Origin of the sequence: Streptomyces sp. NBC_01352 (assembly GCF_036237295.1) — a bacterium.
GTDB classification, from domain to species: Bacteria; Actinomycetota; Actinomycetes; order Streptomycetales; family Streptomycetaceae; genus Streptomyces; species Streptomyces plumbiresistens.
Window position 1 is genome coordinate 2073266 of sequence record NZ_CP108354.1, and the last position, 23745, is coordinate 2097010.

The 23745-nt window shown below is 70.8% G+C and carries 18 protein-coding genes and 1 riboswitch; of the genes, 3 read left to right on the top strand and 15 right to left on the bottom strand.

The features are described 5' to 3' along the window. Positions 1–60: 60 nt before the first annotated feature. Positions 61–2283, bottom strand: coding sequence for a sensor histidine kinase (locus OG252_RS09900; RefSeq protein ID WP_329335311.1), 2223 nt, complete (start codon positions 2281–2283; stop codon positions 61–63). A gap of 1405 nt (positions 2284–3688) precedes the next feature. After that, on the bottom strand, positions 3689–4963 hold the full coding sequence (locus OG252_RS09905) for an MBL fold metallo-hydrolase (RefSeq protein WP_329335313.1): 1275 nt from the start codon (positions 4961–4963) through the stop codon (positions 3689–3691). Positions 4964–5109: 146 nt separating this feature from the next. On the opposite strand from OG252_RS09905, the gene OG252_RS09910 reads away from it, so the two are divergent. Further along, on the top strand, positions 5110–6288 hold the full coding sequence (locus OG252_RS09910; protein WP_329335315.1) for a Glu/Leu/Phe/Val dehydrogenase dimerization domain-containing protein: 1179 nt from the start codon (positions 5110–5112) through the stop codon (positions 6286–6288). Between the two features lie 121 nt (positions 6289–6409). After that, on the top strand, positions 6410–7021 hold the full coding sequence (locus OG252_RS09915) for a TetR/AcrR family transcriptional regulator (RefSeq protein ID WP_266450434.1): 612 nt from the start codon (positions 6410–6412) through the stop codon (positions 7019–7021). Positions 7022–7172: 151 nt separating this feature from the next. Here OG252_RS09915 and OG252_RS09920 read toward each other — a convergent pair whose 3' ends face one another. The 4 genes from OG252_RS09920 to OG252_RS09935 all read right to left on the bottom strand — a co-directional run bounded on the left by OG252_RS09920 (position 7173) and on the right by OG252_RS09935 (position 12551). Beyond that, entirely contained in the window at positions 7173–7958 is a 786-nt protein-coding gene (locus OG252_RS09920; RefSeq protein WP_329345113.1) for an SGNH/GDSL hydrolase family protein, read from the bottom strand. A gap of 145 nt (positions 7959–8103) precedes the next feature. Continuing rightward, positions 8104–8820, bottom strand: coding sequence for a DUF6250 domain-containing protein (locus OG252_RS09925; protein ID WP_329335318.1), 717 nt, complete (start codon positions 8818–8820; stop codon positions 8104–8106). A 196-nt stretch (positions 8821–9016) separates the two neighbouring features. After that, positions 9017–10009: a M23 family metallopeptidase gene (locus OG252_RS09930; protein ID WP_329335320.1), complete on the bottom strand. Its 993-nt coding sequence runs from the start codon at positions 10007–10009 to the stop codon at positions 9017–9019. A gap of 2 nt (positions 10010–10011) precedes the next feature. Then, a riboswitch (cyclic di-AMP (ydaO/yuaA leader) is annotated at positions 10012–10171 on the bottom strand. Between the two features lie 307 nt (positions 10172–10478). Further along, complete coding sequence (locus OG252_RS09935; protein ID WP_329335321.1) at positions 10479–12551, bottom strand: alpha-galactosidase; 2073 nt, start codon at positions 12549–12551, stop codon at positions 10479–10481. 180 nt (positions 12552–12731) lie between these two features. On the opposite strand from OG252_RS09935, the gene OG252_RS09940 reads away from it, so the two are divergent. Next, positions 12732–13529, top strand: coding sequence for a tyrosine-protein phosphatase (locus OG252_RS09940; RefSeq protein WP_266450428.1), 798 nt, complete (start codon positions 12732–12734; stop codon positions 13527–13529). 14 nt (positions 13530–13543) lie between these two features. Here OG252_RS09940 and OG252_RS09945 read toward each other — a convergent pair whose 3' ends face one another. The 9 genes from OG252_RS09945 to OG252_RS09985 all read right to left on the bottom strand — a co-directional run bounded on the left by OG252_RS09945 (position 13544) and on the right by OG252_RS09985 (position 23744). Beyond that, positions 13544–13666: a DUF6126 family protein gene (locus OG252_RS09945; protein ID WP_329335324.1), complete on the bottom strand. Its 123-nt coding sequence runs from the start codon at positions 13664–13666 to the stop codon at positions 13544–13546. Further along, a complete protein-coding gene (locus tag OG252_RS09950; RefSeq protein WP_329335325.1) occupies positions 13663–14292 on the bottom strand; it encodes a helix-turn-helix domain-containing protein in 630 nt (209 codons plus the stop codon). The genes OG252_RS09945 and OG252_RS09950 overlap by 4 nt, the downstream gene beginning before the upstream one ends. 83 nt (positions 14293–14375) lie before the next feature. After that, complete coding sequence (locus OG252_RS09955) at positions 14376–15794, bottom strand: aspartate aminotransferase family protein (protein ID WP_329335327.1); 1419 nt, start codon at positions 15792–15794, stop codon at positions 14376–14378. Then, positions 15791–17710, bottom strand: a complete 1920-nt coding sequence (gene dxs, locus OG252_RS09960) for a 1-deoxy-D-xylulose-5-phosphate synthase (protein ID WP_329335329.1) — start codon at positions 17708–17710, stop codon at positions 15791–15793. Before dxs ends, OG252_RS09955 begins: the two co-directional genes overlap by 4 nt. A 27-nt stretch (positions 17711–17737) precedes the next feature. Beyond that, positions 17738–18895 carry a flavodoxin-dependent (E)-4-hydroxy-3-methylbut-2-enyl-diphosphate synthase gene (gene ispG, locus OG252_RS09965; protein WP_266450422.1) on the bottom strand — a complete coding sequence of 386 codons (1158 nt, stop codon included), beginning with the start codon at positions 18893–18895 and terminating at the stop codon, positions 17738–17740. A gap of 4 nt (positions 18896–18899) precedes the next feature. Further along, positions 18900–19922, bottom strand: a complete 1023-nt coding sequence (gene hpnH / locus OG252_RS09970; protein WP_266450421.1) for an adenosyl-hopene transferase HpnH — start codon at positions 19920–19922, stop codon at positions 18900–18902. 5 nt (positions 19923–19927) lie between these two features. After that, entirely contained in the window at positions 19928–20569 is a 642-nt protein-coding gene (locus OG252_RS09975; RefSeq protein WP_266450420.1) for a phosphorylase family protein, read from the bottom strand. Further along, a complete protein-coding gene (gene shc / locus OG252_RS09980; RefSeq protein ID WP_266450418.1) occupies positions 20569–22560 on the bottom strand; it encodes a squalene--hopene cyclase in 1992 nt (663 codons plus the stop codon). The genes OG252_RS09975 and shc overlap by 1 nt, the downstream gene beginning before the upstream one ends. 119 nt (positions 22561–22679) lie before the next feature. Then, the gene (locus OG252_RS09985) at positions 22680–23744 is read right to left on the bottom strand and encodes a polyprenyl synthetase family protein (RefSeq protein WP_266453055.1); all 1065 of its coding nucleotides are present in this window, start codon (positions 23742–23744) and stop codon (positions 22680–22682) included. Position 23745: the final 1 nt, after the last annotated feature.

Sequence of the window (23745 nt, forward strand, 5' to 3'; positions counted from 1 at the left end):
GACTCCTTGAGGTACGAAGGTCTGCGGGAGCGCTGGGGGGTGGGGTGAATGCGGGGATGGTCATCCGGCGGGTGCGCTCCCGTCGTGCCGGGTGGTGTGGTCGAGGTCGAGGCCGGGTGCGGACCCGCCGTCCCGCAGGCCACGTAGGCCGTGCGACCCGGGTCCGTGCGCGGGGCGCGCCTCGGTTATGGGGGACGGATCCATGGGCCGTACGTCCATGGAGGGCGGAGCGGCCATGTCGGTGACGTCCGTGTGGCCGAGGTCCAGGGGCGCGAGGGGCACGGCCCCGGGAAGCGGCACAGGCGTGGGGGCGGGGTGCATGGGGGCGGGGTCCATGGGGGCGGGCGCCATGTGGGGCGGCTCCATGCCGGTCCGCTCCATGTGGGCCGAATCCATGTGCGCGGCCTCCATGTGCGCGGGCGCTGTGTGCGCGGGCGCTGTGTGCGCGGGCTCCACGGTGGCCGAGCCCAAGGTTGTCGACCCCATGGGCGACGCCGTGGGCGGTGTGCTCGGGTCGCCGGACACCGCCTCCAGGTGCTGCTGGGCCTCGGCCAGGCCGATGCCCCGCTGGAAGGCCGCCATCAGGCCCGGGTTGTGTCCGGCCAGGTACTCCGATTCCTGGCGGGGCGCCGGCCCGTCGCGCAGCTGGGGCGCGATGTGCTCCTGCGCCCGGCGCCGGGGCAGTTGAGGCTTGCCCATGGTTCCGCGCACGGCGCCGTTGCGCGGGGTGGGCGGCGTGGCTGTGTGCTCCGCGACGAGGTGCCGGTGGTCGGGCCGGACCCCGGGTACGGCCTCCGCCGGGGTGGGCCGCTCCTCGCGGGCCCCGCGCACGGGCAGCGGCGGCGCCGGTGCACCGCCGTTCTTCATGGGCGGCGCGGTCTCCCCTTGTCGGGGCCGCGGCGTCCCCCGCTGCTGAGGGCGCGGCGGGGCCGGTGGCGCGATCGGGGCGCCCGGCGTGATCCGGTGCCCTGCCTCGGGCGGCGCGGGCCGCGGACGCTGCTGCGGCTGCGGCACGGACGGCCCGGCCCCGCCCGCCGGGGCGTCCGGCGGGCGGGGTACGGCTCCGGGGGCTCCCGGTGTCGTGCCCAGCAGCGCCTGCGGCACCACGAGGACGGCCTGGACACCGCCGTAGATGTTGGTCTGCAGCCGGACGTGGATGCCGTGTCGCTTGGCGAGTTGCGAGACGACGAACAGCCCGATGCGGCCGTCGGCCAGCAGGCTGGCCACGTTGACCTGGTCCGGGTCGGCGAGCAGGGCGTTCATCCGGCTCTGCTCGCCGACGGGCATGCCGAGCCCGCGGTCCTCGACCTCGACGGCGAGCCCCGAGGTGACGAGGTTGGCGCGGAGCAGCACCTGGGTGTGCGGGGCGGAGAACACCGTGGCGTTCTCGACGAGTTCGGCCAGCAGGTGGATCACGTCGGCGACGGCGTGCCCGCGCAGCGTGCCGTCGATCGGCGGCACGAGTTTGACCCGCGAGTACTGCTCGACCTCGGCGATGGCCGAGCGCAGCACCTCGGTCATGGAGACCGGGTTGCTCCACTGACGGCGGGAGACGGCCCCGCCGAGCACGGCGAGGTTCTCGGCGTGGCGGCGGATGCGGGTGGCGAGGTGGTCGACGTGGAAGAGGCCCTTGAGGAGATCGGGGTCCTCGATCTCGTTCTCCAGCTCGTCCAGGATCGAGATCTCGCGGTGCACCAGCGACTGCAGGCGCCGGGCGAGGTTGAGGAAGACCTCCAGTTTCTGTTCGCTGCCCGCCTGGCTGGAGAGCTGCGCGGCCTGCACGACGGCGGTGACGGCGCCGTCGTGGGCCCGGGTGAGGTCGGTGGCGAGCAGTTCGAAGTCGTCGGCGTCCTCGGGCGGTCCGCTGCGCGGCTTGCGCTGCGGCGGTCCCTCCCCCCGGCGCAGGGCCTCGACCAGCGCCCGCAGGTCGGCCTCGCCGCGCGCACTGCTGCGTCGCAGGGCACCGATGCGGTCGCTCACCGAGTGGGCGGCGCGGTCGGCGGCCACGGCGGCGATCAGGATGCCCGCGCAGGTCACCGAGACGGCCCCGGCGAGCACGCACCACAGGGTCAGGCTGGGCCGGGCACCGGTGGAGCGGACGGTGAACAGGACGGCGGCGCTGGCGCTGAGGGCGACGGCGACGGGCGGCAGCACGGCAAGACGCAGCAACTGGGACCGTATGTGGATGTCGGGCACCACGGGAACGGCTCGGGCGGCCGGCCGGCCGTGCCGCCCGCCCTCACGGCGGTCTGCGCGGGCGGCCGGGGCGCGGAGGTGAGACATCGGTGTCCTCGTCGTACTGGTCCGTCGGGCCTGATTGCCCTGCTGCTGCACATGTCGGAGGCGTACGCGGGCACGCCTATGCGGGTGTCGACCGACAGAACCGAACGTTCCAGCCCTGCGTCGCCCGACGGACACTGACAGTAGTCGGCAGCGCATCATGTGCGGTGGGCAGTTGACAAACTCCCACGGACAGCATCCCGCTCTGGTATGAGGCCTCGTACGACAGACCGATAACCCCCTCCTCGACCCGCCCTCATCAAGTCCAGAGTCGATCGACACTGGTCAGAGCCGGTCACAAACGGACTGCGGGGTCGAGGGGCTCCTCCCCTCGACCGAAGCCGCGTGCGTCGACCGGCGGTCGCCCTCGATCCGGGAATCGACCGAAGAGGGCTGCGTGAGCACCCCCAGGAGGTTCACGCTCCGTAGCGAATGCGCCGCCCGCGAGGCACTTCTCGTCGTGGATGTACCCAGACGGAATTGTGGGCGAACGCGCCACTTCGCGACCGGACAGGCACGGAATGTCGATCGCCTCGCGTCCGACGAAGTCGCCTGCCCCTGCCCTCGGTTGACCGCACACCGAACCCGGACCTGCCAACAGGCCACTGGTACCGCTGGTTTCGCTTCATCCCGCGAGCCCTGGAACGACGGCAGCGGTGTCACCGTCGCCACTGAGGACGCGCCCCGCAGGTGGCCCCGTCGCCGGTGAACACGGCGCGGCGGCCGCGTCTCCACACGTCTCGGCAACCTGCACTGCGAAGACCAGCCGCCATCCCGAAGGGCCCGGGCCCGTGCCGGAGGGCCCCGGCCCCGTGCCGACTCGCCCTGCACCCGGCCCGCTCAGCCCCTGCGCAGACCGGCCACCCACCCCGAAGGACCCCGCCTCACACACCGGCTCGCCCTGCACCCGGCCCTGCCCAGCCCCTGCACAGACCGGCCACCATCCCGAAGGGCCCCGGCCCCGTGCCAGCTCGCCCTGCACCGGGCCCGCTCAGCCCCTGCACAGACCGGCCACCCACCCCAAAGGGACCCAGGCCACCCCGAACGGCACCGCCTCACACACCGGCTCGCCCTTCACCCAGCCCTGCCCAGCCCCTGCACAGACCGGCCACCATCCCGAAGGGCCCCGGCCCCGTGCCAGCTCGCCCTGCACCAGGCCCGCTCAGCCCCTGCACAGACCGGCCACCCACCCCGAAGGACCCCAGGCCCCCACCCCGAACGGCACCGCCTCACACACCGGCTCGCCCTTCACCCAGCCCTGCTCAACCCCTGGGCCGAGTCGGCCGCGATGTCATCCAGCGACCAGGCCCCGCCCATCCCGACCAACCGGGCCTACCCGCCGTCGGCGGGCAAGCCGCGGCAGCCATATGTCGGCGCGAGCCGCCCGCGGTCGTCCCACCCCCGCCCCTCAGCCCGCCGGAACAGCCTCCGGCTCGCCGCTCCCGTCACCCTTGCCCTCCGGCACCTCCGGCACATCACCGGTCGTACCGGCCTGGTCCCGGGCGGCCGAGTCGGCCGAGGTCTTGATCGCCGCCTCGGTCAGCACGTCGGCTGCGGGCCAGCCGCCCGCCGGTGCGGTGGCCACACTCCGCCACCACGGCTCGGTCGGCACGGTCTCGGCCGTGGGCTCGAAGGGCTCGCCGGGCCGGGGCAGGGCGATCGGGGCCTGCACCGCGCGGGCGGACGCGACGGTGCCCTCGCCGGGATCGGCCCACGCGTGCATGGCGAGGTTGAAGGTGGCCCAGTGGATCGGGAGGAACACGCCGTGCGGCCGGCCGCCCTGGAGGTCGAGGTGGGCGCGCATCCCCTCCTCGGGAGTCATGTGGATGTCCGGCCAGTACTCGCTGTACGCGCCGATCTGGATCATCGTGGCGTCGAAGGGGCCGTGCTCGGCGCCGATGTCCCGGAAGCCGTCGAAGTAGCCGGTGTCGCCGCTGTGGTAGATCCGGTGCTCGTCGCCGGCGACGACCCAGGAGGCCCACAGCGTGTGCTGGGTGTTGCGCAGACCGCGGCCGCAGAAGTGGCGGGCCGGGGTGGCCGTCAGGGTGAGGCCGCCGACCTTCGTCGCCTCGTTCCAGTCCAGCTCACGCAGCCGGTCGGCGGACACCCCCCAGTGCTCCAGGTGGGCGCCGACCCCCAGCGGCACGGCGAAGAGCGTGTCGGTGCCGGCCAGTGCCTTGATCGTGGGCATGTCGAGGTGGTCGTAGTGGTCGTGGGAGATCACGACGACGTCGACCGGGCCGAGCGCGGCCAGCGGCAGGGGCACGGGGTGCAGTCGCTTGGGGCCGGCGAAGGGGAACGGGGAGCAGCGCTCGCCCCAGACGGGGTCGAAGAGCACCCGCTGCCCGTCGATCTCCGCGAGCACGCTGGAGTGCCCCATCCAGGTCAGCCGCAGCCCCGTGGCCGGGGGCTTGGCGATGTCGGCGAGCGTGGTGGCGTGCACCGGCACGGTGCCCTTCGGGGCGCGGCGGGGGCGCTCGTCCTTGTCGAAGTAGCCCTTCGCGAGCTCCACCGGCGAAGCGGAGGGCCGGGTGCTTGCGGTGCCCCCGGGATTCTGGAAGACCCCGTCCTTGAAGTGGGGCGATCTGCGGATGCGCGCCAGGCGCTCACCGCTCGGGTCCGCACCGAACGCCGCGGGCCGCAGCGCGCGAAGCCCGGAGCTCGGGGAACGGAAACCGGTCACGGTGTACCTCCAAGGTGGAGTCGGTGAGGCCTTCCATTATGGGCACCCCCTCTGACAGCCGGATTACCACCACCGGTCCAGTGTGTGCGTTGACAGGACACGGCCATCCTTCGGATACTGACTCACCGTTCAGTTGAGGAGACCGCATGACCACCCCCCTGATGTCGCTCACCTGGACCGACCACCTCACCGGTCGCCAGGGCTTCCTGGTCGTCGACCGGCTGGTGCGCGGCGTCTCCAGCGGCGGGCTGCGCATGCGCGCGGGCTGCACCCTGGACGAAGTCACCGGGCTCGCCCGCGGCATGACGATGAAGGAGGCGTTGCACTACAACCCCGAAGGCCGCTACATCCCCCTCGGCGGCGCCAAGGGCGGCATCGACTGCGATCCCCGGGAACCGGGGGCGTACGACCTGCTGGTCCGCTATCTGCGAGCCATGCGGCCGTACGTCGAGAGTCTGTGGACCACCGGCGAGGATCTCGGCCTCACCCAGGACCTGGTGGACCGGGCGGCCACGGAGGCGGGGCTGGTCTCCTCCATCCAGGCGGTGTATCCGCTGCTCGATGACGAGGCCGCGGCCCGGCGGCGGCTCGCTGACGCCTTCGCGGTCGAGGTGGACGGCATCGGCCTCGACGAGTTGGTCGGCGGCTGCGGGGTGGCGGAGTCGGTGCTCACGGCCCTGGACCAGGCCGGGGTGGCGTATGCGGGAACGCGGGTCGCGGTGCAGGGCCTGGGCACCATGGGCGGGGCCAGTGCTCGCTTCCTCACGCGCGCGGGGCTCACGGTCGTGGCCGTCGCCGACATCAAAGGAACCATCGCCAATCCGGCGGGCCTCGACGTCGAAGCCCTGCTCACGGCACGGGACGCCTACGGCACGGTGGACCGGTCCGTCCTGCGCCCCGACGACCGTGAACTGCCGGGCGACGCCTGGCTGTGCGCCGGCGCGCAGGTGCTGGTGCCCGCGGCGGTCTCGTACGCGATCGACACCACCAACCAGGAGCTGGTCACGGCCCGCTGGATCGTCGAGGCGGCCAATATGCCCGTCCTCCCTGAGGCGGAGGAACTGCTGTCCGCGCGCGGGGTGACCGTTCTGCCGGACGTGGTCGTCAACTCAGGAACGAACGCCTGGTGGTGGTGGACGCTCTTCGGTGACATCGACGCCGACGCGGACGCGGCGTTCGCCCACACACGCCGCTCGATGCGTGCCCTGGTCGAGCAGATGCTGGCCCGTGCGGAGCGGGACGGCACGACCCCGCGGGCGGCCGCGCACGCCATCGTCGCGGACCGGCTGCCGGTGATCGCCGAGCGGTTCGGCTGGTACCGGTAGCGAGGTGCCCGCCCCCCTAGGCGCGAACGGTCGTTTCAGGTGCGCTACCAGGTCGCGGGCGGTTCGGCCGGTAAACGACCTCTCTCCGGCGGCGCACAGGACCACGGATTAGGGTGACGGCGTGGCGAGAGTGCGGTTGAGCGTGGCCGAGCGGCGCGAGGAGCTGCTGCGGGCCGCCATCGAGCAGATCGAGGCGCGGGGCGTGGCGGCGGTCAGGATCGCCGACGTGGCCTCGGTCCTCGGTGTGAGCAACGCGCTGGTGCTGTATCACTTCTCCACGAAGGAGAAACTGGTCGCCGCCGCTTTCACGTACGCGGCCGAGGACGACCTCGCCCATCTGTCAAAACTGCTCGCCCGCCGCACCACCGCACTGCGCCGGCTGCGCGCGGCCGTGCGCTGGTACGCCCCGACGGGCCAGGCCAAGGGCTGGCGGCTGTGGATCGAGGGCTGGGCGGCCGCGCTGCGCGAGCCCGCGCTCCAGGAGGTCACCCGTGACCTCGACCGCCGGTGGAAGGCGGCCCTCGCCGAGGTGATCGCCGAGGGCGTGGCCGCGGGCGAGTTTCCCTGCCCGGACCCGGGCGGCACGGCCCTGCGCCTCACGGCCCTGCTGGACGGGCTCGCCGTACAGCTCACGTCGTACCCGGGCGCGGTGTCGCGGTCCCGGGCGCAGGAGTGGGTGGACGAGGCGCTGGCCCGGGAACTGGGGCTGACGCGGGAGGCGTTGACCACGTAGGCGCGCCGAAGCCCGGCAGCCCCCTGCCCCCCACAAGGCCGCCTCGGGCCACAAAGCGAGTGCCCGGAGCACGCCGCCCGTAGGCCGACCCGCACCGGGCTCCCAAACACCCGCACCTCCGCCAACCCTTCCGCAGACCTTCCGCAGGCCTTCAAGCCACCGAAGCGATCCGCGTCTTGATGTCGTCCGGCGACAGCGTGCCCTTGGCGGTCACATGGTCGCCCGACGACTCCCCGCGCAGCCGGCGGCCGATCCACGGCACCAGGTACTCGCGCGCCCAGTGCACGTCGTCCCGCCGGACCTCCAGCGTGCCGCGCGGCGGAAGCGGCGGCCAGGGCTGCTCCGGGTCGGCCGGGATCTCCAGCCCGAGGACCTGCCCCGCGCGCAGCGCCACGCGCGTGTGCCCGTCCGCCGACAGGTGGAGCCGGTCGCCGTCCCAGGCCCGCCGGTCCTGAATGCTCTTCAGGGACCACAGGTCGAGCACCGGACAGCCGTGGCGGTCGGCGATGGCCCGCACGTGTCCGTTGTAGGTGGCGATCTTGCCGCGCAGACGCTTGAGCACGGGCACGCCACGGGTGTCGAATCCGGTCGTCACCATCACCGTGCCGGCGACGGCGGTGAGCCGCACCACCGCCTGCTCGAAACGCTCGGCGACCTCGTCGGGGTCGGTGCCGGGCCGCAGGATGTCGTTGCCGCCGGCGCAGAAGGAGACCAGGTCGGGGGCGAGTTCGAGAGCCTGCGGAAGCTGGTCCTCCACGACCTGGTCGAGAAGTTTCCCGCGCACGGCGAGGTTGGTGTAGTCGAAGTCGCCCTCGGGCCGCCGGTCCGCGAGCAGTACCGCGAACCGGTCGGCCCAGCCGACGAGCGACCCGTCGGGACCGGGGTCGCCGACGCCCTCGGTGAAGCTGTCCCCCACCGCCACGTACGACCCGATCACTGATCTGTTGTCATTCTTCGAATCGTCTGCCACGTCGGCCCATGATTCCCCTTCGGATGTGAGCTACGCGACCGTAGGAAAGGGTTGACGTTCGGTGAGATAAGCCACTCTTCAAGGATTGGTCAAACCAGGAATAGCCCTCTTCTCAGCGCTGTTGAGGCGGCAACTGCCACACCCGGAATCCACTGATCCGGAAATGGCTCCACGTGGTCCGGAAGCCGAAGTGCCCGCTCGTATACGGCTGAGGATCGCTGTAGTCGAAGACGAGCCGCCCGTTGTCCCACCACCGGACTCCCGAGCCGTCGGAGACGATCCGGACCCGGTTCGGTTCGTTCGCCACGAGCAGCGGCTCGGTGTAGTCGTACACCAGCGGCCGGACGCCCGCCTCACCGACGTAACGGCGCAGCCGGGTCGTCGTGTTGGTGTTGGCGCCGTAGCCGACGTAGTACGTCTTGAGGTGGTCGTACTCCGCCAGCGCCCCGCTCCGCCGGGTGGCGAAGAGGTCGCCGGGGGAACGGACGTCGACGGCGTTCCAGAAGTTGTTGAGGTCGGAGACCCGGTCGTTGACCCCGCCCGCCGACACCGGCGTGGCGGTGTACTCCAGGACGTACGGCCCTTCGAGCCGCTTCTTGAACCAGACCGTCGCGCCGGCGGGCACGTCGACCTCCAGGGTCCCGCGCAAGGCGGTGACGATGCCGCCCTTCTCGAGTTCCACCGCCCACTGGCCGAGCCCGTGACGGAAGTCGTCGTGGGCGATCAGCCGGCGGTGGCGGGGCGTGGCGCTCGCGTCGGTCGCGGGGGCGAGGGCGGCCAGGGCGGCGCCTGCGGCCAGGGCTCCGAATGCTCTACGCGTGCTCGTCACGGGAGACGGCTCCTTCCGGGAGGGCGATCGAGGCTGTTGCGTCCCCACTCTCCCGTCACGAGCGACGCCCTGGGCACGCTTGCCACAAAACCGCAATGAAGCGATCACCATGAACGAGCACAGATCGACACACCGAAGGCCGGACCCGGGGATCGGGATCCGGCCTTCGGCAGCTGTCGGACGAGCAGTCGGGGAATCAGCCGACGGAGACGCCCTTCGTACGGAGGTAGGCGACCGGGTCCACGTCCGAGCCGTAGTCCGGCGAGGTGCGGATCTCGAAGTGCAGGTGCGGACCGGTGACGTTGCCGGTCGCGCCCGAGAGACCGACCTGCTGGCCGGCCGTCACGGACTGGCCGTTCGAGACGGAGAGCGAGGACAGGTGGGCGTACTGCGCGTAGTAGCCGTCGGCGAGCTTGACGACGACCTGGTTGCCGTACGCGCCGCCCCAGCCCGCGGAGACGACGGTGCCCGCGCCCACGGCCTTGAGGGAGGTACCGGTGGGGACGCTGAAGTCGACGCCGGTGTGGTAGCCGCTGGACCACATGCTGCCCGCCGTGCGGTAGGCGGTGCCGACGGCGCCGCTCACCGGGGCGCTGAAGCCGCTGGCGGTGTCGGCGCTCTGGGTGGCCGCCTCGGTCTTCGAGGAGGAGGACCCGGAGGAGGACGACTTCGACGAGGCGGATGAATCCGACGAATCAGACGAAGAAGACGACTTGGACGAAGACGACGAAGGAGATGAAGAGGACGAAGAGCCCGAGGACGACGAGGACTTGGGCGTGCTCGTCGTGGCCTTCTTGCCGATCGAGAGCTTGAGACCGGGGTGGATCAGCGACGGGTCGGCGCCGACGGCCTCGCGGTTGTCGGAGTAGAGCTTCTTCCAGCCACCGCTGACATTCTGCTCGTCCGCGATCTTCGCGAGATAGTCACCGGCCTGCACGGAGTAGGTCTTCGTGCCCGAGGGCTTCGCGGAGGTCGTCTTTTCGGCCGTCGTCTTTTCGGCCACGTTCTTCACGGTGGCCGGAACGGACGACTGAACGGCCTTTTCCGAGACGGACTGCGGGGTGGCGGCGTTGGCGCCGGTGGCCCCGAGAAGCGGCAGAGCAAGTGCGGCGCCGCCGGTTCCGGCAACGGCGATGGATCGGGTGAAGCGCTGGGTCTTCGGTCGGCGATGCTTACCCTTGGCGGGCATGGCGAATTCCTCTCCGGCGCCTGCGAGGTGAGCTGTCGGGTGCGGACTGGAGATGCCCGGCCGTACCGAAGTACGGCTTAACCCCTAGCCGTTCCGGAGACCGGAACAGGCGGTTCTACCTGTGGGTCCCCCGCTCCTGCCATGGACGGGTGATTGGTGTGCGGGCTCCGGGCGGCGGCAGGATTGGGCGTCCGTCCGGATCGGTGGTGAACGTAAGCGACCAAGACGCAAAGGGACAAGTAAGTGGTTGCCCTTGAATGTGTTTCTGTTTGGTACCTGAGGGAATTCCCGGTCACCCTCCGTGCTTTCAGGAGGCTCTCTTTGACCAAACACCCTTGAAAACCGCATTGATTACGTGAACATGACGGGCGACGCACGGTCACGAATATGACGCTCCTCACGTGGCACACGCACAGGCCCCTCTATTCCAGACGGAGTTGGAATGAAGGGGCCAATTCAGACAGAAGCCCTAGATGCGACGGAGCCGGAGAACCGTCGCATCGAGGTCACCGCGCAGCCCCGTCCGCAGTCCGTGATGCAGCAATACGGCACCTCGGTGAACTTCGCCCGTTTCGAGGCATTCGTACGCTGCTGTCGGGTCGAGGCCGCGCAGCCGCAGCACCGGCACCGGCTCGCCGTGATGCTGCGCCTGGAGCCAGGCGAGAACGACGGCCTCGTCACCGAGCACGTACTGCACCGCACTCAGCCCGCCCTCCGGGGGCCGCAGCCGGTAGAGGTCGCCGCGCTGCACGAGGGGCCGGATCTCCTTGTAGCGATCCACCCAGTCGCGGGCCTCGGCCAGCTCCTCCTCGGTCCACTCGGCGAGGTCGCCCCCGACGCCGAGCACCCCGGCCATCGCGCTCACGAAGCGGAACCGCAGGGAGCTTGCCCGGCCGTTGAGCTGGGTGTTGGGGCTGTCGGTGACCCAGGCGGCCATGACCCGGGCGGGGTGGATCTGGCTGAAACCGTGCTGGATGGCGAGCCGGTCGAGCGGGTCGGTGTTGTCCGAGGTCCACACCTGGTCCGTACGGCTCATCACGCCGAGGTCGATCCGGCCGCCGCCGCCCGAGCAGGACTCGAAGGCGACGCCCGGGTGGGCCGCCCGCAGCCGGTCCAACAGGCGGTACAGGGCGTGCACGTGGTCGACCCACAGGCGCTGCGGATACGGCTCTCCGGGCCAGCCCGCGTCGGTGAAGCAGCGGTTGAAGTCCCACTTCACGTAGTCGATCGGAGCACTGGAGAGGAGCTCGTGGAGCTGCCCCCAGAGGTACTCCTGGACGTCCTCGCGGGCGAGGTTCAATACGAGTTGATTGCGGAGTTCCGTCCGCTTTCGCCCCGTCTGGTGCTGGACCCAGTCCGGATGGGCCCGGTACAGCTCGCTGTCCGGGTTGACCATCTCCGGTTCCACCCAGATGCCGAACTGCATACCGAGGCCGTGGACGTAGTCGCCGAGCGGCTTGAGGCCGCCGGGGAAGCGGTCGGGGTTGGGCTTCCAGTCGCCGAGCCCGGCGCGGTCGCTGGTACGGGCCCCGAACCAGCCGTCGTCCACGACGAACAGCTCGACGCCGATCGCCGCGGCCCGCCGCGCCAGCACCTTCTGCTGCTCCTCGGAGATGTCGAACTCCGTGGCCTCCCAGGAGTTGAACAGCACCGGCCGGTCCTGGTCCGCGTCCGGGATGACGTACGCGCGCTGGTAGGCGTGCCAGGCGCGGCTGGCCCCGCCGAAGCCGCCGTCGCTCCACAGGCCGGCGAAGACGGGCGTCGTGAAGGACTCCCCCGCCGCCAGCCGCAGCAGCCCGGAGTCGTCGTACCCGGCCCCGCCGGTGATCTGCACACGCGCGTCCGGGAGTTGGGCCACGGCGATGCGCCAGGACCCGGACCAGCCGAGGGCGCAGCCGTAGACCTCGCCGCGCTCCTCGGTCGCGTCCGTGTCGAGCGCCACCCAGGGCAGGTGCTGGTGCCCGGTGTGGCCGCGGCGGCTGCCGATGACCTTCTCACCGTAGGTGAGGGAAGAGCGCACGAGCCGGGACTCCGCGGCCCAGCGGCCGTGCAGCTGGGACAGCCGCCAGCCGTCACGGTCGGGCAGCGTCCAGGTGGCGGAGTCGGCGCGCAGGAGTTCCACGGCGGCGGGCCCGTCGTTGTCCAGGGTCACCCACCGTTCGAGTACGTCGCCCCGCATCCGGTAGTGCAGCGTGATCGCCAGTCCGCCGTCGCGGAACCGCAGCCGCAGCTCGTCGTCCTCGGTCTCGTGCGCCTCGAAGCTCCACTCGGTGCCGCGCCCCTCGGACGTGCGCACCGACAGGGCGGGCCGGACGAAGCGGGCGCCGCCCTCGACGGGGTACTCCTCGCGGCCGTCGAGCGGGGACTCGAAGGGCCAGTAGTCGGGCAGCGGGCGTACGGCGAGGGCCTCGGCGTCGACGAGGGCGATGCGCGGCCCCCAGTGGAGGTGCAGGAGCTCGTCGTCGGCGGTGAGGTGAAGGGCGTAACTGCTGGTCGGTCCGGACAGAAGCCACGTGCGGCCGTTCTCGGCGATCTCCGGCATGCGTCCCTCACAGATTCGAACAAGCACGAACAGGTCCACTCAAGCGCCAACATCATCAAGGGCGGTGAGCCCTCGGTGCAACGCCTGTGGACAACTCGTTGCCCCAGGAACGCATGTCGTATCGTCGAGGGCGTGCCCGTCGTCGAGCCGCGGCGGCGGGACCGATTGGGGGGAGCCCTAGTGACGCAGCAGGTCCCGTCGACCGAGCCCGAGCTGGCCGCCGTGCGCAACTTCCGGGACGTGGGCGGACTGCCGACAGTGGACGGCCGGCGGGTGCGGCACGGCGTGCTGTTCCGCAGCGGCCACCTCGCGCACGCGACCGAGGAGGACGCGGCGTTCCTCGCCTCCCTGGGCCTGCACACGATCTTCGACTTCCGCAACGCCGCGGACCAGAAGTTCGAGGGTCCCGACGTCGAGCTGCCGGGCGTGCGCAATGTGAACCTGCCGCTGAGCGACCCGGCGGACGGCGCCGAGTTCTGGAAGATGGTCCGCGACGGCGACCTCGACCAGCTGCGCGAGCTGCTTTCCGACGACAAGGGCGCGAAGCGGATGATCGCGTCGTACCGCATGCTCATCAAGGAGCGCACCGGCGAGCACTCCCGGGTGCTGCGCTCGCTCGCCGAGGACAGCGTCCCGGCGCTGATGCACTGCGCCGCGGGCAAGGACCGCGCCGGCCTGTCGATAGCCGTGACGCTGCTGACCCTGGGCGTGGAGCGGGAGGCGATCGTCGCCGACTACCTGAAGTCGAACGCCAGGCACCGCCGCTACAAGGTGCGTCGCAGCAGCACCGCTGCCTCGGCCTACTCCCCCGAGGTCATGGAGCTGCTCAGCCCCCTGTTCGACGCGCGCGCCGAGTATCTGGCGGCGGCCTTCGAGACCATCGAGGAGACGTGGGGCAGCGTCGAGGCGTACCTGGAGCAGGGCCTCGGGGTCACTCCACAGATCCGGGAGCGGCTGCGGGAGCGGTTGCTCGACTGACCCTCATACGGCCCTCACTGCTTGGCCCCGAGCGCGAACAGCAGGTAGATGAAGGCGGCGAAGAGGTGCCCCACCGCGAGGTAGATGATCAGCCGCACCCACAAGGCGCGGGGGAACTTCTCCTCCATGTTGCTCATGGCATGTCTCCAGTCGTGGGGCCGGGGCCCAGGCACAGCGTGGCCGTGGGACTCTGCAGCAGGGTGTGGACGAAGAGGAGCTCGACGCCGCCGCGGTCCTCGGCCACGATGCGGTGCGGGGTCAGCGAGTCGAAGTGCGCGCTGTCGCCCGGGGCGAGCCGGTGGGTGGTGTCCCCGAGGCGCAGCCGCAGCCGTCCCTCGAGGACGTACAGCCACTCCTCGCCGGGGTGCACGCGCACGATGTCGCCCTGGGAGCCGTACGGCACGTGGACGCGCAGGGCCTGCATGCCGCGGCCGGGTGCGCCGGCCGGCCAGTACGTCCAGCCGCCCGCCGCGGTCGGTTCCATGTCGGCGGCGCGGATCACGGCGTCCCGGTCGGCGACCGTCTCGCCGAGCAGCTCCGAGACGGTCGTACCGTAGATACGGGCGAGGCCCAGCAGCATCGGCAGCGAGGGCTGGCGCTGCCCGGTCTCCAGACGGGAGAGGTGGGCGGGCGACATCCCGGCGGCGCGGGCCGCGGCCTCCAGGGTGAGGGAGGCACGGCGGCGCAGGGCACGCAGCTGTGGCGCGACGGCGGGCAGGTCGGTGACCGGCCCCGCCGAGGGCTCGGACTCGGGAGAGCTCATGCCCTCCATTCAGCCGGAGGCTTGCCTCTGCGGCAAATTTATTGCCTCAGAGGCAAAATCCTGCCTCCAGATCGGGCGGGCCCTCACCGATTGGCGACCGCCTGCTTGATCAGCGTCTTGCCGAAGTCCCACATCAGGCCGCCGCCGCTGTGCGCGTCGTCCATCACGTCCGTGAAGGCGTCGACGAAGCGGTCCACCTCCCGTTCGCCGATGACCAGCGGCGGGATCAGCTTGATCACCTCCATGTGATCGCCGGAGACCTGGGTGAGGATCCGGTGGCGTTGCAGCAGCGGGACGACCACCATCTGCGCGAAGAGCCCCTTGCGCGCGGCCTGCAGCATGGTCCAGCGGCTGCGCAGCTTCAGCGACTTGGGCCTGCCGAACTCGATGCCGATCATCAGGCCCCGGCCGCGGACGTCGGCGAGCAGCTCGTACTTGTCGACGAGTGCCGTGAGCCGGGACTTCAGCAGCTCTCCCATGGCCCGGGCGTTCGCGACGATCTGCTGGTTCTCCATCACCGACAGAACGGCCAGCCCCGCCGCCATGGCCTGCGCGTTGGAGCCGAAGCTCGCCGAGTGGACCAGCACGCGGTCCATGGACGAGTAGACCTTCTTGAAGATCCAGTCCTTGCCGAGGGTGGCGCCGACCGGCACATAGCCGCCGGAGAGCGCCTTGGCCACACAGACCAGGTCGGGTTCGACGCCGTCCTCGTGCTGGTAGGCGTAGAAGTCGCCGGTCCGGCCGAGGCCCGTCTGCACCTCGTCCAGGATCAGCAGCGCCTTGTGCTTGTGCAGCAGGTCCTGGGCGGCGCGAAGGTATCCGGGCGGGGCCTCGTGCACGCCCTTGCCCTGGATGGGCTCGACGACCAGGGCGGCGACATCGCCCTTCTTCAACTCCCTTGCCAGGGCGTCGAGATCGCCGAGTGCCAGGGCAGTGTCGGGCAGCAGCGGGGCGAAGCCGTCCCGGAATCCGTCCTCGCCGTTGACCGACAGGGCCCCGGTGGTCAGGCCGTGGAAGGCGTGGTCGCAGTACAGGATCCGCGGCTTCCCGGTGGCGTAGCGGGCGAATTTCAGCGCGCCCTCGACGGCCTCGGTGCCGCTGTTGCCGAAGAACACCCGGTCCAGGTGCGTACTGTGCGCGAGCAGCTTCTCGGCCAGCAGCCCGGGCAGCGGCTGGCAGTCGAAGCGGGTGAGGTCGGCGAGCTGGGCGTCGAGGACGTCGTGCAGCGCCTTGCGGACGACGGGGTGGTGGCGCCCCAGGCCCATCACCCCGAAGCCGGCGAGCATGTCGAGGTACTCGTTGCCGTCCGCGTCCCAGAAGTACGGGCCCTCGGCACGCTCGTAGACCTTGTCGAAGCCGATGGTGTGCAGCATGCGCGGGAGCTGGTGGTTGAGGTGTCTGGTGTGCAGCTCGTAGCGCTCGGCCCCGCGCTCGGCCAGCAGCGCGCCGAGGTCGAACTCCCCGGCCTGCGAGGAGGACGACGCGGGCTTGGCGGTGGTCATTCCTGTTTCTCCTTGGACAGCTCTTCCTGGACGGCCAGGCTCGCTTCCTTGACGGCCAGGCTGGCGCTGATCCGTCCGGCGACCTCGACGGGCGTGAGACCGATGTCGGCGAGCACCTCACCGCGCTTGGCGTGCGCGAGGAACTGCTCCGGGATGCCGAACCGCCGTACGGGGACGTCGACTTCGGCGTCCCCGAGGGCGAGCGCGACCGCGGCGCCGACCCCGGAGGCCCGGCTGTTGTCCTCGACGACGGCGACCAGCCGGTGCTCGGCGGCGAGGCCCGGCAGGGCGGGGTCGACGGGCTTGACCCACCGCGGGTCGACCACCGTGCAGGTGATGCCGCGGGCTTCCAGCAGTTCGGCCGCCTGGAGGCAGACGGGCGCCATCACGCCGACGGCCACGAGGAGCACCTCGGGGGTGTCCGAGCCGCGGTGCAGTACGTCCAGTCCGCCCACCCGGTCGATCGCCGGGACGGAGGGCCCCACCGACTCCTTCGGGAAGCGCACCAGCGTCGGCGCGTCGTCCACCGCGACCGCCTCCCTGAGCTGCGCCCGCAACTGGTCGGCGTCGCGCGGCGCGGCGATCCTGAGGCCGGGCACGACCTGGAGGATCGACATGTCCCACATGCCGTTGTGGGAGGCCCCGTCGACACCGGTGACGCCGGCCCGGTCCAGCACGAAGGTGACGCCGCAGCGGTGCAGGGCGACATCCATCAGGAGCTGGTCGAAGGCGCGGTTCAGGAACGTCGCGTAGACGGCGACGACGGGATGCAGCCCGCCCGTGGCGAGGCCGGCCGCGGACACGGCGGCGTGCTGTTCGGCGATGCCGACGTCCCACACCCGGTCCGGGAAGCGGGCCGCGAACTTGCCGAGCCCCACCGGGTGCAGCATGGCCGCGGTGATCGCCACGACGTCGTCGCGCTCCTCGCCGATCCGCACGATCTCGTCGCCGAACACCGAGGTCCAGGACGGCCCGCCCGAGGGTGCGAGAGGCTCGCAGGTGAGCGGGTCCATCACGCCGACCGTGTGGAAGTGGTCCTCCTCGTGGGCGACAGCGGGTTCGTAGCCGCGCCCCTTCTCGGTCAGGCAGTGGATCAGCACCGGCCCGTGGAAGCGCTTCGCGCGCCTCAACGCGGACTCGACGGCCCCGATGTCATGTCCGTCGATCGGGCCGACGTACTTCAACCCCAGGTCCTCGAACATGCCCTGCGGCGCGAACGCGTCCTTGAAGCCCTTCTTCGCACCGTGCAGGGACTCGTAGATCGTGTTGCCGACCACGGGCGTCCGCAGCAGTACGTCCTTCCCCCAGGCCAGCACCTTCTCGTAGCTGTCGGTCGTACGCAGGGTCGCGAGGTGGTTGGCGAGCCCCCCGATGGTCGGCGAGTACGACCGCTCGTTGTCGTTGACGACGATGATCAGCGGCCGGTCCTTGGCGGCCGCGATGTTGTTGAGCGCCTCCCAGGCCATGCCGCCGGTCAGCGCCCCGTCGCCGATCACCGCGACGACATGGCCCTTCTCGCCCTGCACCTGGCGGGCCTTGGCGAGCCCGTCGGCCCAGCCGAGCGCGGTGGAGGCGTGGCTGTTCTCGATGACGTCGTGCTCGGACTCCTCCCGCGAGGGGTAGCCGGACAGGCCGCCCTTGCCGCGCAGTTTGGAGAAGTCCTGACGTCCGGTCAGAAGCTTGTGTACGTAGCTCTGGTGGCCGGTGTCCCACAGGATGCGGTCGACCGGTGACTCGAAGACCCGGTGGAGGGCGATGGAGAGTTCCACCACCCCCAGATTGGGCCCGAGATGACCGCCGGTCCTGGCCACCGCGTGCACCAGGAACTCCCTAATTTCTTCGGACAGTTCGCCGAGTTCCGCCTCGGACAGCGCCTTCAGGTCGCGTGGTCCCCGGATGTTCTCCAGAATCGTCACGTCGGGCCCCCTATCGGTCCGTGCTGTTCAGCTCACGGTGACGGCCGGCTCCCCCGCCGCGACGCCGTCCTGCTCCATCTGCTCGGCGATCTTCATCGCCTCTTCGATCAGGGTCTCCACGATCTTCGACTCGGGCACGGTCTTGACGACCTCGCCCTTCACGAAGATCTGCCCCTTGCCGTTCCCGGAGGCGACGCCCAGATCGGCCTCGCGCGCCTCTCCCGGGCCGTTCACCACGCACCCCATGACGGCGACCCTGAGCGGCACTTCCATGCCCTCCAGGCCCGCCGTGACCTCGTCGGCCAGTTTGTAGACGTCGACCTGGGCGCGCCCGCAGGACGGGCACGACACGATCTCCAGCCGACGCTGCCTGAGGTTCAGCGACTCCAGGATCTGGATGCCGACCTTGACCTCCTCGGCGGGCGGGGCGCTCAGCGACACCCGGATGGTGTCGCCGATGCCACGTGACAACAACGCCCCGAAGGCCACGGCCGACTTGATCGTCCCCTGGAAGGCGGGACCGGCCTCCGTGACGCCCAGGTGCAGCGGGTAGTCGCTCTGCTCGGCGAGCAGCGTGTAGGCGTTGACCATCACCACGGGGTCGTTGTGCTTCACGGAGATCTTGATGTCCCTGAAGCCGTGCTCCTCGAAGAGCGAGGCCTCCCACAGGGCCGACTCCACCAACGCCTCGGGCGTGGCCTTGCCGTACTTCTGCAGCAGTCGCCGGTCCAGCGAACCGGCGTTGACCCCGATCCGGATCGGCGTGCCGTGATCCTTGGCGGCCCGCGCGATCTCCTTCACCTTGTCGTCGAACTGCTTGATGTTGCCGGGATTGACGCGTACGGCCGCGCAGCCGGCCTCGATCGCGGCGAACACGTACTTCGGCTGGAAGTGGATGTCCGCGATCACCGGGATCTGCGACTTGCGGGCGATGGTCGCGAGGGCGTCCGCGTCGTCCTGCGTGGGGCAGGCGACGCGGACGATCTGGCAGCCGGACGCGGTGAGTTCGGCGATCTGCTGGAGGGTCGCGCCGATGTCGGACGTACGGGTCGTCGTCATCGACTGCACCGACACCGGGGCCCCGCCCCCGACCGCCACCGGCCCGACCTGGATCCGCCGCGACACGCGTCGCTCGGCGATCGGCCGGACCGGTACCTCGGGGACGCCCAAGGACACGGCGGTCATGACGTCACTCCCGGTTTCCGGAGACCGTCTCGCGCATGGCGCGCAGCGACTCCTTGAGGGACCCCATGGTGGCGAGGACGGCGGTGGGCTCGTAGCCGCAGTGCGCCATGCAGTTGGCGCAGCGCGGGTCCTTGCCGCGGCCGTACTTGTCCCAGTCGGTGTCCTCGATGAGTTCGCGGTACGTCGGGACGTACCCGTCGCTCATCAGGTAGCAGGGACGCTGCCAGCCGAAGAGCGAGTAGTTCGGGATCGCCCAGGCCGTGCACGGGAAGTCGACCTTGCCTTCCAGGAAGTCCAGGAAGAGCGGGGAGTGGTTGAGCCGCCAGCGCCGCCGGTTCCCGCCCGCGAAGGCCTTCTTGAACAGCTCGCGGGTCTGCTCCACGCCCAGGAAGTGCTCCTGGTCGGGCGCCTTCTCGTAGGCGTAGGCGGGCGAGATCATCATCTCGTCGACGTGCAGGTCGTCATTGAGGAAGTTGAGCACCTCAATGATGGTCTGCGGGGTGTCGGTGTTGAAGAAGGTCGAGTTGGTGGTGACCCGGAAGCCGCGCTTCTTGGCCTCCTTGATGGCCTCCACGGCCTCGTCGAACACACCCTCCTTCGCCACCGACTCGTCGTGCCGCTCCCGCAGCCCGTCGATGTGCACGGCGAAGGCGAAGTAGGGAGAGGGCTTGAACTTGTCCATCTTCTTGCGCAGCAGCATGGCGTTGGTGCAGAGGAAGACGTACTTCTTCTTCGCCACCAACTGCCGCACGATCTCGTCGATCTGAGGGTGCATCAGCGGCTCACCGCCGGCGATGGACACCATCGGCGCACCGGACTCCAGCACCGCCCCGACGGCCTGGGCCACCGGCATGCGCTGCTTGAGCACCCCGGCGGGATGCTGGATCTTGCCGCAGCCCTCGCAGGCGAGGTTGCACGCGAAGAGGGGCTCCAACTCCACGATGAGCGGGAACTTCTCCCGCTTGCGGAGCTTCTGTTCGGCCAAGTATGTAGCGACCTTGATGGACTGACGCAGCGGCATGGCCATCTGGCTCACCTCCTGGGGAGCAGCAAGGAACGGTGCCATTCGTAGAAAGCAGGAAGGACGGAACGAAGGACGCGGAAGGCTGATATTCCACCGCGCACCGTGCCGATCCGGACGAGTTCATGTTCTGGAGCGTCCACGACCACCCGGACGGCCGCAACGGGGCGTTCGCCCACGCGCACGGCGCTCAGAAGCGTGGCCGCGGACTCCATGTCGACCGCGATCGCGCCGGTCGCGAGCAGATCCGACCGTTCGTGACCACGTACCACGTGATCGGAGCCGGTGAGGGGCCCGGTGTGGACGGTGCGCCCGGGCAGGGTCCGGACCAGCTCCTTGACGAGCCGGTCGGTCCCGACGCACCGCACGGTGCCACGCGGATCCCGGGTCTCCTCGGCGACGACCAGGTCGCCGGGGTGCATGCCGGGGGCCAGCCCCGCGCAGAAGCCCGTGGCCAGTACGGCGGCCTCACCGAGCGCCGGGTCGGCCAGCACCCGGGTGACGGAGCGCTCGGCCGCGGCCGGGCCCATTCCCGTGCGCAGGACCGTGACCGGCCCGTCGGTGCCGCCGCGGTCGCCGCTGCGCAGCGCGAGGTGCTCGATGCCGAGCGCGCAGGCGATGAGCAGCGGGGCCGGGGCGGGCTGAGGACTCATCAGCCCCCCTTGACCCCGGAGAAGGGCTCTCCGTGGACGTACCGGCCGAGTGCGGTGAGCGGGAACACCTGCCGGTAGAGGTGGTAGTTGATGGAGAAGTCCCAGGGGAAGCCGGTGCCGGTGAAGTAGGGCTCGTCCCAGGAACCGTCCTCGCGCTGGGTGCTCGCGAGCCACTCGATACCGCGCTCGACCGCCTTGGAGTCCCGCTCCCCGGCGGACAGCAGCGCCATCAGCGCCCACGCGGTCTGCGAGGCGGTGGAGGCACCCCGGCCGCTCCATTCCTTGACGTACTTGTAGGAACGCAGGTCCTCGCCCCAGCCACCGTCGTCGTTCTGCACCGACTCCAGCCAGCTCACCGCGCGGCGGATCGACGGGTGCGAGGCGGGAATCCCGGCGGCGGTCAGGGCGGGGACGACGGACCCGGTGCCGTAGACGTAGTTGACGCCCCAGCGACCGAACCACGAGCCGTCCGCCTCCTGTTCGGCGAGCAGCCACTCGATGCCGCGCCGGGTGCGCGGGTCGTGCGAGAGTCCCTCGACGGCCAGCATCTCGACGACGTGCGCGGTGACGTCCGCCGACGGCGGGTCGATGACCTCACCGAAGTCGCAGAACGGCAGCCGGTTGGGGAACGGGCTGGTGTTGTCGACGTCGAAGGCGCCCCACCCGCCGTTCTTCGACTGCATCCCGAGGTTCCAGCGCACCCCGCGCCCGATCGCCCGCTCCAGCCGCTCCGGGTCGTGGTGTCTGACGCGGCGCAGCGCGAGGACGACCTCGGCGGTGTCGTCGATGTCGGGGTAGTTGTCGTTGTGGAACTCGAACGCCCAGCCGCCCGGGGGCAGTCCGGGCCGCTTGACCGCCCAGTCGCCCGGCCGGACGATCTCCTCGCCGAGCATCCAGTCAGCCGCCTTGACGAGCTGCGGGTGGTCGGCGGGAAGGCCCGCGTCGGCGAGCGCGATGGTCGCCAGGCAGGTGTCCCACACCGGCGACTGGCAGGCCTCGATCATCCGCGCCCCGTCCTCGCGCCACACCGCGTACCGGTCCAGCGACTCGAGTCCGGCCCGCATCACGGGATGCTGGAGGTCGTAGCCCAGCAGGTGCAGGGCGATGACCGAGTACACGGCCGGCGGCTGGATCCCGCCCCAGCAGCCGTCGTTCTCCTGCCGTTCGACGATCCAGCGCGCGGCCGTGTTCATTGCGGCCTTGCGCAGGCGGCGCACGGCGACCGTGCGGTAGCCGCGCACGACCTTGTCGAGCCGCTGGAAGAGACCGTCCCAACTCGTCGGCGGAGCCAGGGGCTTGGGCGGGTTGGGGTTGGCGGCGTCGGTGTGCAGCTCGTCGAGCACGAACGGCGCCGGACGCACCGGACGCTTCGCCGAGACGACGGTGAGCGGCACGATGGTCTGCCGCGCCCAGCACCCGAAGTTGTAGATGTTGAGCGGGAACCACTTGGGGAAGTAGATCAGCTCGGGCGGGAGTTCGGGCAGGTCCTCCCATTTCCACCAGCCGAACAGGGCCAGCCAGATCCGGGTGAACACGCGCGAGGCGGCGATGCCGCCCCGCTCACGGACCCAGGCGGACGCCTTCGCCATGTGCGGGGCGTCCGGTGCGTCACCGGCGAGGCGAAGGGCGACGTACGCCTCGATGGTGGTGGAGAGTTCGCCGGGTCCTCCGTAGAAGGAGGCCCAGGCGCCGTCCTCGCGCTGCTCACCGCGGATGAACAGCGCGGCGGCCTGGGTGGTGGCCTCGTCGCGGATGCCCAGGAACTGACGCAGCAGCAGATCCTCGGCGTCCATCGTGACGTTGGTCTCGAGGTCGCCCTTCCACCAGCCTTCGGCGTCCTGCCTGGCCAGCAGGAAGTCGGTGGCGCGCTGGACGGCGCGTACGGCGGCGTCGTGCACCCCGGCCGCCACGGGGGTGTTGATGTCGGTTTCGCTGGCCGCGGCAGCGCGGGGCGGCAGGGCCCCGGTGCTTCCGTCGGTCGTCGCTGTCATGGCTTCCCCTTCGTGCAGTGTGCATACGGTGCGTCTGCTGTGGGTCCGCCGTCGGCCGGTGCGTTTCTTCCTCGCAACACCGGCCGGCGACTACGCGAGGGCTATTCGACCGATAATGATCATCTCTTTCGTACGACGACGAAGTCGGCGAGTGCCGTGAACTGCGCCCGCACCCGGTCGGGCATGTCGACGGCATCGAGGGCTTCGATGGCGATGGTGTGCTGACGTCGTGCTTCCTCGGCGGTCCACTCGCGGCCGCCCGCCTTCTCGATGAGGGCGGCACGGGCCGCGAACTCCTCCTCCGAGAAGTTCTCGAAATCGCTGCTCTTGGCGTCGGCGGCGAGGAGCTCGCCGAGCCGCTCGGAGGCGGCACCGCTCGCCGCGAGCGCGGCCACGACCGGCAGGGACTTCTTGCGCTGGCGCAGGTCGCTCCAGGTCTGCTTGCCGGTGGCGACCGGGTCGCCCCAGATGCCGAGCAGGTCGTCGACGGCCTGGAAGGCGAGGCCCAGGTGGTAGCCGTACTTCTCCAGGGTGTCGGCGGTGCGGTCGTCCGCGCCGCCGAGCACCGCGCCGATGGAGCTGGCGCAGGCCAGCAGGGCGCCGGTCTTGTTGCCCTCCATCTCCAGGCACTCCTCGACGCTGACGCGGTCGCGGTGCTCGTAGGAGATGTCCTGCGCCTGGCCGTCGATCAGGGCGCGGGTGGCGGTGGTCAGACGGCGGGTGGCGCGGCCGGCCTCGACCGTGCCGAGCTCCAGCAGGACCTCGTTGGCCAGGGCGAACAGGGCGTCGCCGACCAGGATCGCCTGGGCCGGTCCGTGCACCTTCCAGACGGTGTCGCGGTGACGGCGCTGTTCGTCGCCGTCCATCAGGTCGTCGTGCAGCAGCGAGAAGTTGTGGACCAGCTCCACGGCGACGGCGCCGGGGATCCCGGCCTCGGGCGCGGCACCGGTGACCTCCGCGGAGAGCACCGCGAGAGCGGGGCGTACGGCCTTGCCGCCGTCCCCGTCCGCGGGGTTGCCCTCAGCGTCGATCCAGCCGAAGTGGTAGGCGGCGACCGTGTCCATGGGAGATGCCAGGCGGTCGATGGCCGCCCGCAGTACCGGTGTGGCAAGGGTCCGGCCGCGCTCCAGGAGCGCGGTCACGTCCACCGCGGTCCTCCGAGCGGCCGTCGAGGCCGGGGGCACA